This window comes from Streptomyces sp. Mut1, from assembly GCF_030719295.1.
In the GTDB taxonomy this organism is placed as follows: domain Bacteria; phylum Actinomycetota; class Actinomycetes; order Streptomycetales; family Streptomycetaceae; genus Streptomyces; species Streptomyces castrisilvae.
The window spans coordinates 7,631,862-7,646,342 of record NZ_CP120997.1 but is presented as its reverse complement, the minus strand read 5'-3'; the positions used below and the strand labels follow the sequence as shown (position 1 = coordinate 7,646,342).

Genomic DNA, 14,481 nt, shown 5'->3' with positions numbered 1-14,481 from the left:
CGTTGCGGGGCCCGGTCTGGCGTGATGTCAGATGCAATTGGGGAGTTGACGAGTGCTTCGCACTCGTCTGAGGGTGTGTCCGCTGCGCTCCCCCACCCCGGGCCCTTCCGGCTTCGCCTTCAGGGCCTGAAGCCCGCTACGCGGGCTCGGCTGGCCATGCAGAGGTGGTGGGCATTCGTTCGTTTCGGGCTTCGGTGTAGTGGGTGCATCCAGTTTGATGCACATGTACTGTTGGCGGAAAGATGGGACACCCCGCCATCTGGAAAACTCCCTCACGTTCGAGAGGAACGACCGCTGATGACCAGTCACGGCGAATCTACCGGAAAGGCTCAAGCGCTGAGCAGCGATTTCCGTTCGGAAGGTGAAGCAGTACCAGACGGGGGGGGGCAGCAACGCCCAGTTGAAGCTGTTCGCGCTCCTGGTCGCCCAGGGCGCACCTGCGGCTGAGGCGGACGGTCTGGTGGCGGCGCTGGAGGCCTGGGCGGTCGCCGGGGCCAGTGCAAGGTCGTGGAGCTGGACAGGATGGCGCCGGCCTCTCGGGGTGAAGCGTTCGAGGATGGCTGGGATGAGGGCGCCATGGCCGTGAGCGAGGCCCTGGTGGGCATCTCGGACCGGGACTGGTCACGGCGTGGCGGCCGGCCGGGGCCGCTGAACTGGCTGCACATATCGCGGACGTGAGGCAGCGTGAGCGGGCGGACCTGGTGCGCCTGAAGATGTTCGTCCGGGAGACGGTGCTGCCGCGCATGTACCCGCACACCAAGGAGCGCCGCCACGTCCTGGAGGCGCTGGGGGCCAGGCCTGTGGTGGTCGGCCACCACCGGACGGCACGTCGCCGCGGGGTCGAACGCGATGCGCACCCAGCTCATGGTGCTGGACCGCGACCCCGACGTGACGGGCCTGGCTGGGCGGCCGGTACAGCTGCTGTGGCACGACCGGCTCGGGCAGGCGCGGTCCTGGGTGCCGCAGCTCTTCGCCCAGTACCGCGACGGCACCGCGCTGCTCGCCGACTGCCCCGGCCACCCCGACGCCGGCGGCGAACGCGCAATGAACGCCGCCGAAGCGATGGCGCAGATGCACGGACGTCGGCTGGGCCTACCGGCGCCTTGCACCGCTCGACGATGTACCGGCCGCCAATCCGAAGTGGCTGGCTGGCTACCGCCACCCCCGCAACGCCAGCCACCCGGGCCTGACGCCCACGGTTTTGGAGGCGTTCGCGCGGCCGCGGCCGCTGCTGGAAGGAGCCGAAGCTGTCGGTGACCCGATCAAGGTGCTTCCCGCCCTCTACCATGCCCTGTGGCACGGACAGCTCACGACGGACCTGGAGGCGCCGCTGCACGAACGCGTCCTCGTCGGCCCGCAGGGCACGAACGAGCAGGACAAGGCCGGAGGTGCCGGATGAACGCACGGCACAATACCCAGCCGGCCGCGTCCAGGACCGTGGTCCAGGAGGTGGCGCCCGGCTCCAGCACGGCGACAAAGGAGTAGGGCCAGCCCGGGATGAACTACGATGCCGTCTTCGACCGGCCGTAGACGTGGCAGAACAGCCGGTCCGCTGAGCACGGCGCGTCCGAGCGAAGCCACGGCGACACATCTACCGCGAGGACCAGCCGCCCGCCGGCAAACCGAGGCAGCGACAGTCCGGCCAGCACCGTCCGCAACCGACCGACGTCGATCCGGCCGTGGTTCAGGCCGTGGTTCAGGCCGCCGTACATCGCTCCGTGCCCACGTCGATGTTCGGGCAGCAGCGTCAGGTCCACCGGGGACTTCACCGCACCGTCCGCACACAGCACCGCGTCCACCAGCTCGAACAACTCGTCGCGCCGTGTGGTCAGACACTCATAGAACTCACCTCGAAGGCTGACGCTTGCGCGAACGCATCCCTCCGGACAGCACCAGGCAGCAGACTCACCCTCACGGCCTTCGTCTTGGTCACGTGCACCCTTGGCCGGAGCACATGATCAGACGAAGGCCGTTCCTGCGTCCGATGATTGCCAGGCTTACGATCAATTCCGACGGCCGTTCGAGGCCCACATGGGGGCGCAATGTCAGAGATCGCTCAGTGGCTCAAGGACTGGTATGCCGCACATGAACACGAGCTTCGCTCTCGTGGGATCAGCTCTACGGTAAAGCGACCCGTCCCAGGAACCCCATCCCGAGGACGGCCGAAGGCCACAGCAGTGAGCCTCACACTGGAATCCGACGAGCGCACAGGGATCATGTTCCTCTGGGAATCGGGTACTACTTCACTGCTCTTCATCGACTCCGGAACCGAGCACACCTGGCAGGACCAACCGGTGCTCACCTCCGAGAACGAACTGCCACAAATCCTGGCACCCCTCGTGAAGCTAGTCGAAACAGCTACCCACGGTAATCAAAGAACAAGCTGAGTCCTGACTCGTGAAGGAGCCGACGACCATGATGCTCAGCCACCTGGTCCCCACCTCATCCATGACCGCCGCTCGGACGACCTCCACTATCAGGGCCGGTGAGCGGGACGCTTCCGGGGCCCCCTGTTCGCAGGCGAGACGATCGCAGTGCGGGTGGAAATAGTTGGTCGTCGCCGTCGTAGAACACGATGTCCTCGCCCAGCCCGAGACACTCGGGCGCGGGGCCGTCTTCCTTGACCCCTGGGGCCCGCCGAAGACGATCATGCAGGGTGTGTCCTGAGACACTATGAGGGCCAGAGGCGGCAGGACATCCTCTCGGACGATCTCCGTGATCCCTTCGCCCGTCAGCAGCCGTGTCGCCTCTCACTCTTCACCCACCGCTGCCGCCTTCACGGACGGCAGTCAGCTGGTCGGGCACCTCGCGCAGGATCACCGCGATGCGGTCCTGGTCATCGGCGGCCATCCGATCACGCGCTTCGAGCAGCAGGGCCCGCTCAGCACGAAAGGCCCGGGCAGCCCCGCGAATCGATGCGTCCCCGATCCTGCCGCTGCAGGCGGCAATCACCACGTTCAATAACGCCCTCGCCCATTCGAAGACATCCACCTCCGCCGACGTCCAACGCGACAGCCTCATCCGATCAGACATGTCCCTCTCCCCCCTACCCCGCAGAATCAACGCCCCAAGGCATCCGACTCTGCACTCTCGTTACGACCAGGAGGATCATCATGACGCTCCCACTCATGAACTGCTGGCATAAGAGCAGCTACAGCACCGAATTCGAGGACGCCTGCGTGGAGGCCGCCCGGGCAGCCGGCGGCGTTCTCGTTCATGACACCAAGGACCTCAGCCACCACCCATTCACCACCCCCTCCCCCACCAGGACCACATACCTCAAAACGCTCGACGAAAACATACGAATCCAGCTCAGACACCCCCGGACCCCCACACACTGGGGCACAAGCCCCGGTATCCGGTGGGTGACTTGGTGCCCGCCCTTGATACAACCCGCGAAAGGGCCGGAGGAGCCGCGCAGCTGCTCGGCGCGGCGGGCGCAATAGCTGGCGATCGCTGTGGTCACCGCGGCTGTGCACAGGGGAACCTGCCCCTGGTCACCAGGGGCATCCAGCCGGACAGGTCCATGCACACGGAGGTCTGCCCGCTCGTCCACCACGGGGGCACGATCCCGGACAGCCATACGGCGTCGGCGACAGCGTGGCCCGAGGCCGCCCCTTTGCCATTTACTCCCCCTCTCTTCATGCCTGGTCCCGGAGCGGCTCCGCGCTACTGCCGTCCACGCCGTCGCGATGCAGGGCCGCCGCCCTGTCCCCGGAGCGGGTGGACCAGCTGTCCCAGGTCGGAATGCGGTGGTCGTGATGGGCGTCGTCACCGCGGTTGTCTCGCTCACGCCCCGGGCTGTGGGAAGCCCCCCAAACTGCTGTCGAACGCTGTTCTGTGAAGTGAACCGAGCCCACAGTGACTGCCGGCTATCGCTCCTGGCTCGGACAGGGGGCGCTGTAGGGGATGCCGAGCGCGTACTCGTTCCACTGGTCCTTGGACATGGACGTGCCGGTGTAGGAGCAGACTCGATCGGCGAGACCCGCGAGATCGGAGCTGTAGAAGGCGATCCCGTCCCTTCGGGCGACAGCGAGTGTGTCGCCCGAAGGGAGGAACTCTGTCCTCGTGATGTTGTTGTCCTGTGACGAAATAGTCGCCTTGTGGACCGGTTGGGCAAGGTCGCCGATGTCCCACAGCTGGATTTCGTCCATAGTCCGGACAGCCACCATGCGGCCGTCCTGGTCGAATGAGACGCCCTGGGTGCCTGCGGGGGTACGGACGCTGGCACGGAGTCGTGGGTGCCGGGGGTCGGAAATATCCCAGAAGCGCACGGAGCTGTCACCGCTGCCCGTGGCTGCGAACACCCCGGTGTCGGCGCTAAAGTTCAGTTCCGCGCCGACGGTCCCCTGGAGCCTGGACGACGCGGTCACCTTGCCTGCGCTGACTCTGAGCAGCCGGACGATGTTGCCGCCGCTGAAGTCGGAGGACTCCTGCGGGGTCGAGACAACCACCAGGTCACCGTCGGTTCCCAGACTCACCTTGTTCGCATTGGCGAGCCGTGTGGTGCCCCTGCGGACCGGATGCCGGGGGTCGCTAGTGTCCCACCACTCGATTCCCTTCGTGGTGGCGACCAGAGCGGTGCGTCCGTCAGGCATGATGCCGCTCCAGTTGTCGGGGTCAGAGAGAGGGAAGGAGCCGACCTCGGCCGCATGGTGTGCGTCCGTGACATGCCAGATGTGCACGCGGCGGTCGGTTCCCTGGACCGTGACAAGGTCGCCGGCTTCATTCGCAACGACTCCCGTGCCGACGATGACGTTCCCGATGGTGGGAAAGTGGGCGGCACCCAAGGACGTACCCCGTACCGGGTGGTGCGGGTCACGCAGGTCCCACAGCTGGATCTTGCCGTCGTGGGCGACGCTCAGCAGCGAGGTCTGACCGGCGAACTCCGCTTGCTGCACCGTGTCGGACAGCTTGATCGTGGCGACACGACGCGCGGTCGAGGTGTCCCAGACACCGATGGACGATGAGGAGTAGGGCGAGATGGCCCCCACCATCAGCCGTCCGTTGGCGCCGAAGTCCCACGACGAGTCGAGGTAGGGGGATTGCGCGTCGGCGACCAGAGGCAGGGGTGAGCGCCACGACCGCACCACGCCATCGGGGCCGCCGCTCAACAGTGCGCCGCCAGGCAAATACGCAAGCGCCAGGATACCGAAACCGGTCGGGGTACACGTGGCAGACGGGGAGTCGGACTGATTCGCTGCGGCAAGACCAAGCAGGCACAAATTGCCGTTTCTGGAGCTGCCCAGGCCGCTGACCGCCAGCGTGGCCCCGTCCGGGCTGAAGGCCACCGCCATCATGTTCGTCAAATCCGAACTGGCAAGGCTGAAGCCGTCGGCCCCCACCGACCGGGGCTTGGCGGGGTCACTGACCTTCCAGAGACCGAAATCCCTGTCCCCGGCCGCGGACAGCAGGGCGCCATCGGGGCTGAAGGCCACCGCAGCGTATCCCTTGGCGATCGTAGCCTTAGAGGCTGGAGCGGACGGGCGGGAGAGGTCCCACAGCCGGGTCTTTCCGCCCAGGACGGTGGTCGCAAGCAGGCTGCCGCGCGGGGAGAAGGCTACTGCGCCAAGGCCGTCAGACTTCCTGCTGGTCGGGGCTGGTATTTCGGCCACGAGTCGAGGCCGCGCAGGGTCGGCGATCGACCATACGAAGGTGATGCCCAGCCCTGATGCCGCAGCCAGGAGCTTGCCGTCCGAGCTGGTCGCCATCGACATGATCTTGTACATACTCTTGCCGGCAGGCCGGGGCAGGGGCGCGGCAACCTTGGGCTTGTGAGGGTCGGACAGGTCCCACAGACACAGACGGCGTTCGGTGGGACAGGTGGCCGCCAGCAGCCTGCCGTTCGGGGTCAGCGCGGTTGCCGCCGTTCCGGCGGTGCGAAGCCTGGCCTCCAGGACGGGTGCGGAGGCATCGGCGAAGTTCCAGATGCGAACGGACCCGTCGGTGCTGGAGGCCGCGGCCAGATCGCCGTCACGCTGAGTGGAAATCCGCATGATCTGACGGCCGGTCTTGCCGACGACGCTGTCAAGCGGCGTGGCGAGTGAGCTGTAGAGCTGAGTGGTGGCGTCCTCGGTCGGCGCGGAACGATAAGAGGCGACGGCGAGTTGGGCGGCCAGCCCCGGATCGGTGGCGGTGACCATGCTCGCGTCGGCGGCCAGGCTGGCCGAGCGGATCCGGGCCGTCTGGTGCATGGCCTGCCGGTGCTCACGCACGGAGATGAAGGTCACCACGGAGGCCAGCAGCGCCAGAACACACACCGCGGAGGTCACCCCACGGCGAGTGCGGCGCGCGCGGCGCTTCGCATGCTCCTGGATGTGCCGGTGTTCGAGACTTCGGTCCAGGAAGGCGCGCGTGACCGGGCCAAGGATCCGGTCCGTGCCATCGTCAGCCTGTTGCCCCCTCGCCGCGTGCACGGCGGTGTCCAGGCGAGGTCCGCGGTGCAGATCCGTCTCCTGCCGTCCGGCCTGGTCCCAGGCGAGGGCGGCGTCGGAGAGTTGTTGGAGGGTGAGCAAGGCGGCCCGGTCTTCGTCAATCCACGCGCGCAGCCGCGGCCAGGCGTACAGCAGCGCCTCGTGGGCGATCTCGACGCTGTCCGTGTCCACGGTGACGAGGCGGGCATCGGCCAGCGCCTGCATTACCTGCTCGGCCGAGGCGAGGTAGTGGGGAGAGGCCAGGTCGCCCAGAGGCAGTCTGCGGCGGGTGTCCTCGATGCCCTCACCCAGGCGCACCAACCGCAGCAGCAGGCCGCGCACGTGGGGCTGATCTTCATTTCTCAGGGCGTTGTACACCGCTTCCGCGGTGTTTGCGACTGACTTTTCAATCCCACCAGTGGCCTGGTACCCGGCCAGGGTCAGTTCGGTGCCCGACTTCTGCTGCCACGTGGCCAGCAGAGCGTGCGAGAGCAGTGGCAGCACAGCGGTCTGCCCGCCGGCGTGATGCACGCGGGCATGGTGGAGCAGAGTGGCGACCAGCCCTTCTTCCAGGAGCAGCCCGGCGGCCTCGGCCGGCCGCTCAATCACTGTTAGAAGCTGCTCGGGGGTCATGGGGCCGACGACTACCTGACGGCCTTCCAGTGCTTTGAACAGGGCCGGGTAGCGGGTGCAGGCCTCGTAGAAGTCGGCCCGGACGGCGATGACGACAGTGGTCGGGCCGCCGGCGAGGGCTGTGAGGTCCGAGATGAAGCGTTCCCGCTCGTCCTCCGGAACGTCCGCGGTGAAGAGTTCCTCGAACTGGTCGACCAGGAGCATGGCCCGGTCGTGGTCCGCGAGCGCATTGGAGTAGTTCGAGAGCGTGGCGGTCGGGGTAGCCGTTCCGGGCTTCATGGTGGCGGCCTTCCACCCCTCAGAGAGCGCTTCCAGCGCCGGGATCACCCCCGCACGCAGCAGGGACGTCTTGCCGCTGCCAGAGGCTCCCACGATCGCTATCAGGCCGCCGTCGCGGACGAGGTTAGTGATGTCCGCGACGGCCTTTTCTCGGCCGAAGAAGTACCGAGCGTCGGTAGGCCCGAAGGACTCCAGGCCCACAAAGGGGCACGGTACGTCGATTGTTTCGGCGCCCGGACCCTGGGACGCAGAGGCATCCGGGGCGGATCCTTGCTCCGCGGCCGGCACCGGGTGGCGAGGGCGGTAGGCGGAGTTGGTGGCGAGGACCAGCTCCCCGGCCTGGTCACTGCTGTGCCGGCGCGGCCTCGGGGCACCGGCGGCGGGCAGCGTCCGGTTGAGGTAGCGGTAGACATGATCGAGTGTCAGCCGCTCGGGCCCGGTGGGATCACCCTCCCGCAGCAGCTGGATCAGGCCACCAGTGAACGCGGTGTACATCTCGCCAGGGCGGGCCAGCCCGTGCTCTTCGCGCGCGGTGGAGGCCAGCAGAAAGCCTCCCCGCACCAGGCTCTGCTCAAAGATCGCGTCCAGAGCGGGAGGCCCCAGCGGCGTCTGAGCCCGGCCGGAGAAGCAGCAGTCCAGGATGACTGCCACGACATGAGCACTGCTGCGCCGGACCGCCTGACGCACGGCCTCGTACGCCAGCGCCTTGTAGGAGAGACCGTCCATCAGATCGTCGGTGGCGCACGTCGCAAGGTGCAGCTCGTTGTCGGGGCCCACCAGGCCATGGCCGACGACGTAAACCAACAGGGCGCGCGTCGCTTCCGCGGCCGCCCTGTCGACCGCTTCCCCCAACCTCAGCGGACTGGCCGGATCCACCAGAACACGCAGGTTCTCCTCCGGCACATGGCCGCGCTCCCGCAGGGCTGCGGCCAGCTCCCACAGCGACGGCTCCACCGCAGGAATGGAAGGTAACTGCGATCCTGGTGGGTGGGAGCCGGTCCCCACGAGCAAGACACGTGATCCCGGCTGGGCCAGCGCGCCCAGGCCCATTCCGGTGGGCCTGCCGCCGTGGTCACTCACCGTCGGGCCCGCTGATGCTGGCGTCCGAACGGACGGCCCCCGTATCACTGGCCCTCGCGCCTAGCTCGTGCCCGGGGCCGTCGGGCCACGCGGCTGAGAACAACTGGTCTACCTGAGCGCGCAGTTGTATGGCGTCCATGGCCCGGACCCGGTCCGCGTTCACTTCGAGTTCGAAGCCGTCCGGCCTCGTGACACGTACGGACACGCTCCCGGTACGACGTCTCAGCCAGGCCACAATCACGCTGGCCGCGGCGGTCGCAACCCCGCCGGAGGCCAGGCCCACCACTAGTTGCTGAAGGTCCCCGCCAAGAGCCCCCTCGGGGACGGGACTGGCCTCACGTCGCACGTGCCCGCGCAGGGTGTCCTCTTCATCCAGCCAGGCGGCCAGGTCGGCGGTCTGAGCCGCACCCTCGCTGACGGACAAAACGATGTTCCGCACCACGTCACCTTCTCCCTCGTCCCGATTCCCCGAAGACCGCTGTGCCCAAGCGTTCTCCCCGATGGCTACGACGTTCCCGCCTGAATGCGTTCTACGGGAGAGGGTCACACAACTCCACTCGGCGCGGCAGGCTGCCCGCAATCTTCCGACTGCGCTGGCAGCCCAATCCTCGGCACAGCGAGGCCACTGCGGCGCGATTCACCGTCTTCCAGGCCCTGGCGGCCGTCGGGATCTCGAACGAGCGGGCCGACGACATCGCCACCACCGGACGCGGGCGCGCCGCCTCCAGCGCCATACTGCTCGCCCACCTCCATCAGCCGGTCTCCCTCGCCCCGGAGAAGACGACGGCGGAAGAACCCGCCCTGGCTGCGTAGGTGAGAACGGAGAGCGAATGTCGATGGGGCTTGGCATCGGTTCTTGATCGACATGTCCAGGAATGTTGATGAGAACTGGTAGCACCCAGAGGTCGCGGCTCGGGCGTGTCGGCACTGGCGGACATAATGCGGTTGTGGATCTGAGACCGGAGTTGTTGCCGCCGCCTGTGAGTCGGCAGCGGCTGGACGAGCTGTGCGCCGAGGTGGAGCGGATCGCTGACCTGTTGGAGGCTCGCGCGGAGGTGGCGGGCGAGGCGATCGCGGCGTTCAACGCGACGACCGGTCACGACTATGTGGCGCTCGACTTCGTCGAATACGCCGAAAGCAGGAGCCTGGAAGAGTTCGCTCGGGAGGCGGCCAGGCCGGCTCGTCCCGAGGTTGCGGACATCACCCGGGACGAGCTCGTTGAGATCGTTCGCAGACTCCTGACGGCAGCATCGGAGAGCGACTACTACCTGCTGCTCCTGGAGACGAATGTGCCGCATCCCCGGGTGCGTGACCTGGTCTTCCATCCGTTGGACGGCCTTCAGGACGCGTCTGCGGCGCAGATTGTCGACGAGGCTCTGAAGTACCAGCCGATCGTGCTTTGAGCTGTGTGGGGAGTCAGCTGGCCGTGGCCTGATGTTCGGCGTGGGCTCGGGTGGTGGCGAGGCGGTAGGAGTCGGTGCCGGTCTCGATGATGTTGCCGCCGAAGGTGAGGCGGTCGACGATGGCCGCGCAGAGGCACGGGTCGGTGAATGTCTTGGTCCATCCGGAGAACGACTCGTTGGACGCGATGGCGACGCTGTCTTCTCCTCGCGTTTGGTCAGGACCTGGAAAGGGAGCTCGGCGCCGCGGCGGTCGAGTTCCATGTAGCCGAGTTCGTCGATGCAGAGGAGGTCGACGCGGCCGTAGCGGGCGATGGTCTTGGTCAGCTGCTTCTCGTCGGCGGCTTCGACGAGCTCGTTGACCAGTTTGGTCGCGAGGACGTACTTGACCCGGTGGCCCGCCATCGCGGCCTCGGTGCCGAGAGCGATCAGAAGGTGTGACTTGCCGTTGCCAGAGTCGCCGATGAGGCAGAGCGGCAGCCCCTTCCTGATCCATTCGCATTTGGCGAGGGTGTGGATCATCACCGGGTCGATGTTGGGGTTGGCGTCGAAGTCGGACTTGCGCAGCGACTTGTCACGGGGGAAGCCTGCGGCCTTGATGCGCCGCTCGGAGCGGCGGCGGGCCCGGTCGTCGCACTCGGCTAGGAGGAACTCGGAGAGGAAGCCGAGGTAGAACATCTGCTCGCGGCCGGCGGTTTCCGCGAGTTCGGGGAGCTGAGACCGGATGGTGGGCAGCCTCAGCATCCGGCATGCCTGGTCGATCGCGGCCGTGGCGGCCTGCTCAGTGAGTCCTCGCTGGCGGGGGATGGACACGCTGTTCTCCTTCAGGGGGTGGGGCGGTCGCGGCGGAGCCGCAGGACCTGGTCGTAGGGAGCGACCGACGGCAGAGGCCGTTTGTCGGGTGGCAGGTGGGCCCGGACGGAAGCAGGCAGCGGGGCGATGCCGGTCCGGCTCCCAGCCGAGGGGGCCGGGACTTCGGCGGTGTCGGTGTCTGCTGCCTTGCGGGCTTCAAGAGCGACGGCGTCCGCAGTCAGCGCCCCGGTCTTGAGGGCCGCGGCGAGTCCCGCGACCAGGTGTTCGTGGGGCAGGTGCCGGCCGAGGAGGAGAACTTCGATGAGCGCGCGGTTGCCGTCCCGCTGGCCGTGGGCCTTGACCGCGGCTTCCCACCAGGCGTCGTGGACGGGAGTGAATCGGCCCGCGGAGCGTGCCTGGTCGAGCGCGGTCGCTCCCGGGAGGGCGCCGGGCTTGCGCACGAGAGCTTCCAGGTAGTGGTCCAGTTCGAGGCGGGTACCACCGTCGGCGATCAGCCGCTCACGCCGGGCGACTTCGTCCCGTCCGTCATAGACGACCAGCTCGGAAGCGTGCAGCATCGCTCGGACGTTCCGGCCGATCAGCCGGACCGGCACCGAGTAGCGGTTGGTGCGGACGCTGATCTGGCCGTAGCGGTCGACCCGCAGCGTGAAGAGCCGACCAGTCTCGAAGGACTCCTCCGGAAGCGGTGCCAGCAGCGGTTGCTCGGCCGCGAAGTACTCGCCGATCGTGCGAGGACGCGAGCGGATCCGGCGGGCGTCGTCCTCCTGGTCCCACCGGTCGATCAGCGCGTTGAGCTCGGCGAGCGTCGCGACCTCGGGCACCGGGACGAGGTGGTTGCGGCGGAACCAGCCGATCTCGCCCTCAACGCCGCCCTTCTCGTGGGCCCCGCGGATCCCGGGCTGGCAGTAGAGGGCTTCCAGGCCATAGTGGGAGCGGAACGCGGTCCAGTGCTCGGCCTCGACGCGATGCCGGGAGAAGCCCAGCACCTGGGCGACCGCGGCCCTAAGGTTGTCGTAGCGGACCTTCCCGGTCGGCACCCCGCCCAACGTGTTGAGAGCGTGGACGTGGCCCTCGAAGAACGCCTCCTGACCTGCCGAGGCGAAGATTCGGTGAACGGCTTTGCCCGAGTACGACAGCCGGAACGCGAACAGGTAGCAGGTCACCAGCTCGCCGGCCAGCCGCACCGTCACGTCACCGAAGTCGACCTCTGCCTCTACTCCGGGCTTGTGCGTCTGCGGGACGAAGGCCTCCACCACACCCCGCCCGGCCTGGATCCGAATCTCCTCACGCCGGTCAGCGACGTAGCCGCGGACCATCTGGCACGAGATCTCGTCCGCACCGTGCTCGTCCAGCAGCCGCTCGAAGATCCGCTTCACCGTGTGGCGCTGCTTCCGCGGCGCGTCCAGGTCGGCCCGCAGCATCTCGTCGATCATCGGCTTGTACGGATCCAGCCGCGTCGGCCGCGGCGGAAGCTTTTTCCTCGGCTCAGGCCATGCCGACGTCAACGCCTTCTGCACCGTCAGGAACCCGACACCGTACTTTCGCTGAAGAGCACGGATCGACAGACCAGCCTTCGCATCACGGCGGATCGCCGCGTACAGATCGACCTTGCACTTCGGCAACACCCCGGCCCCCTCGTCGTGCAGAGCACAACCATGGTCCCGAAGCAAGCAGCCAGGCGTTCTCAAAACTCAGCGACATCACTCTCCCGTGAACGAGGGCGCTCTCACCCCTGGGCTACAGGCGCTCTCGCAACTCAGGTTCTGGCTCACTTTCCGTGAAGCGGTAACTGATCGTCACCGGGGAGATGTCTTCGAGGCGGCCCAGGTACCGACCACTCCTCCCAGGGCCGGTCCGGCCCATATCGCGATGGCGACGGGAACGGAGAGCGAGAGGTCCCAGATGGTCAGGGCGGTGATCAGCACACCCAGCCACAGCATTTGCAGCGCCGCAGCGGTAGTCACCTTGCGTCGTGTACTCCACTCACGCATTGCCAATGTCGGTCGCATGCGTTCCCCTATCCCTGTCTGTCTGCGCCTCGGCACGCATCCTGGCAGTCGCACGACATCCACGGCCAGAACTGGATGGTCGTGATGCTCGGCCAGGTTGTTAGCGAGGAGGACTCGCTTGCGGAGGAGCGAGAATCCCGCGCGTCCGAACATCTGGCGCTTGAGCATCTTGATCCGGTTGACGTGCCCTTCGACCACGCCTGAGTTCCAGGGCAGGGTGAGGCCGGCGATCACAGCGTCGCGGTCGCGGTCGATGCCCGCGGCGAGGGTGTGGAGACTGGGCAGGTCGTCTTGGCGAACGGCGTCGAGCCATTCGGGGAGTCGATTACCTTGGCGCTCGGTGAGCATCTGGGCGAAGGACCGGACGTGGCCAGTGAGGGCGTCAAGCTCGGGGCAGTTGGCCAGTACGGCCTTGAGCCGGAGCTGCTCGATTTCCGTGAGCGTTTCTGGGCGGCTGAGAATCCATTTGGCCACCTGGCGGGGTGCCGGGGGTTGTGCGGTGACCGGCCGGGGTGAGGTGCGCTTTTTCCTGATGTAGGCGCTGACGATGCCGTAGCTGCCCTTGTAACCGAGCGGGACGATCTCCTCCCAGAGCTTCCAGGCGTTGGTGCAGCCCTCGTTCCAGCGGCCGTCGAGGTGGGGCTTGTACTCGTCCAGCGCGGAGGCTCGGTTGAACTGGTACTGACCGGTGAAGAGGTCTTCCGGCCTGGCGGCGTCGGCAAGGCTTTTGACGGTGCGGTGCGTCATGTGGAGTTGGCGGCCGATGGAACGGCGGCTGTGGCCAGCTTCCAGCATCACGTGGACCGTGGCGTGCCTGGTCCGGATGCGGTTGGCGAACCGGTCGCTCTTCCAGGGCGAGGCTGGGTCCACCACGGAGGGTGCGGGTTCGGCGAGTTCCTCCTCGGCCGGTTCCGGGGCCAGGACGCGCAAGCATTGGCGGTGGTGGGCAACAGCCCGCTCGGCGGCCTCGCTGAGGTTGTGCCGCAGATGCCACCGGTCAGCGACCTGGATCGCTTGGGGTGCCCCGGCCGACGCGCCTTCGGCGAAGAACGGAGCGCGGTCCCGGCAGATCATCTCGATGCCGGGCCGTTTCGACAGCCACTCGGCCAGGCTGGACGCCTCCCGGTCAGGCAGCAGGTCCACCGGCCGACGGGTCTCGCAGTCGACCAGTACGGTGCCGTAGACGCGGCCCTTGCGCGTGGCGTACTCGTCGACGCCGACCACTCGCGGGGTCGGAACATCCGGCTCGGGCAGCATGTCGACCAGCCGCAGCACCGTACTGCGGCTGACGGGTACTCCGAAGACGCCCGCCATCCGGGCACCGGCCCGGCCCGCGAGGGCGAGCCCGACCATGGCCAGGGTCGACCGCAGACGTTCGGTCCACCGGCTGTATCTCCTGGTAAGCCCTGGCATCTGCTCGACGAACGTCCGCCGTCCGCATACAGCATCCAGGCAGAAGAACCTGCGGACTTGCAGGCACAGAACCACCCGTCGTCCCCCACTGGGCACATCGGCGGGAAACCGCAGGTAGGAGCTGTGTATTCGGCTTGAAGAGCACCCGCAGCTCGGACACACCGCCTCGGCCGCCGTACGGCGGGCCTCGACGCGTACCGCCTCGTCGCACATGTCTACCGACAGCACCGTCACGTCCGCGACCGAGGGAAACAGCAGAGCTTCCAGCCGGAGCAATCTCTCTTCCACGACGTCGAACTGTCGGCCACCCCGAGAACGGCACTGATCATTTTCAGGCAACTTCCCTAAGCCGCCGCGGACGTCAGCCGTCACTCAACGTATGCGCTTCACGGAAATTGAGCCAGAACCGCAACTCACCAACAAAGCCACCCGCCCCGACCT

Annotated in this window: 6 protein-coding genes and 4 pseudogenes; 3 read left to right on the top strand and 7 right to left on the bottom strand. The window is 67.3% G+C overall.

Translation table 11 applies throughout. The annotated features are described in order from the left end of the window. Window positions 1-780 precede the first annotated feature (780 nt). Window positions 781-1,399: pseudogene (locus P8A18_RS33080) on the top strand (TnsA-like heteromeric transposase endonuclease subunit); the annotation flags it as partial. 25 nt (window positions 1,400-1,424) lie between these two features. Here P8A18_RS33080 and P8A18_RS33075 read toward each other — a convergent pair. Together P8A18_RS33075 and P8A18_RS33070 are read right to left on the bottom strand one after the other, a co-directional pair. After that, window positions 1,425-1,903: pseudogene (locus P8A18_RS33075) on the bottom strand (transposase); the annotation flags it as partial. An 854-nt stretch (window positions 1,904-2,757) separates the two neighbouring features. Then, window positions 2,758-3,033 (bottom strand): hypothetical protein, encoded by a 276-nt coding sequence (locus P8A18_RS33070; RefSeq protein ID WP_306060597.1) that lies wholly within the window; start codon window positions 3,031-3,033, stop codon window positions 2,758-2,760. Here P8A18_RS33070 and P8A18_RS34405 point away from each other — a divergent pair. Then, on the top strand, window positions 2,916-3,446 hold the full coding sequence (locus P8A18_RS34405; protein ID WP_371933746.1) for a DUF397 domain-containing protein: 531 nt from the start codon (window positions 2,916-2,918) through the stop codon (window positions 3,444-3,446). The genes P8A18_RS33070 and P8A18_RS34405 overlap by 118 nt on opposite strands. Before the next feature lie 426 nt (window positions 3,447-3,872). Here the strand turns inward: P8A18_RS34405 and P8A18_RS33060 are convergent, their stop codons facing one another. Together P8A18_RS33060 and P8A18_RS33055 are read right to left on the bottom strand one after the other, a co-directional pair. Beyond that, window positions 3,873-8,375, bottom strand: a complete 4,503-nt coding sequence (locus P8A18_RS33060; RefSeq protein WP_445978209.1) for a caspase, EACC1-associated type — start codon at window positions 8,373-8,375, stop codon at window positions 3,873-3,875. A gap of 22 nt (window positions 8,376-8,397) precedes the next feature. Beyond that, entirely contained in the window at window positions 8,398-8,847 is a 450-nt protein-coding gene (locus P8A18_RS33055) for an effector-associated constant component EACC1 (protein WP_306060593.1), read from the bottom strand. A 433-nt stretch (window positions 8,848-9,280) separates the two neighbouring features. Between P8A18_RS33055 and P8A18_RS33050 the strand changes: the two genes are divergently transcribed. Then, window positions 9,281-9,808, top strand: a complete 528-nt coding sequence (locus tag P8A18_RS33050) for a bacteriocin immunity protein (protein WP_511101558.1) — start codon at window positions 9,281-9,283, stop codon at window positions 9,806-9,808. Window positions 9,809-9,821: 13 nt separating this feature from the next. Here the strand turns inward: P8A18_RS33050 and istB are convergent. The 3 genes and pseudogenes from istB to P8A18_RS33035 all read right to left on the bottom strand — a co-directional run. Then, a pseudogene (gene istB, locus P8A18_RS33045) lies at window positions 9,822-10,618 on the bottom strand (IS21-like element helper ATPase IstB). A gap of 11 nt (window positions 10,619-10,629) precedes the next feature. Next, the gene (istA, locus tag P8A18_RS33040; RefSeq protein WP_306061296.1) at window positions 10,630-12,240 is read right to left on the bottom strand and encodes an IS21 family transposase; all 1,611 of its coding nucleotides are present in this window, start codon (window positions 12,238-12,240) and stop codon (window positions 10,630-10,632) included. A 489-nt stretch (window positions 12,241-12,729) separates the two neighbouring features. Then, window positions 12,730-14,328, bottom strand: a pseudogene (locus tag P8A18_RS33035) (ISL3 family transposase); the annotation flags it as partial. Window positions 14,329-14,481 lie beyond the last annotated feature (153 nt).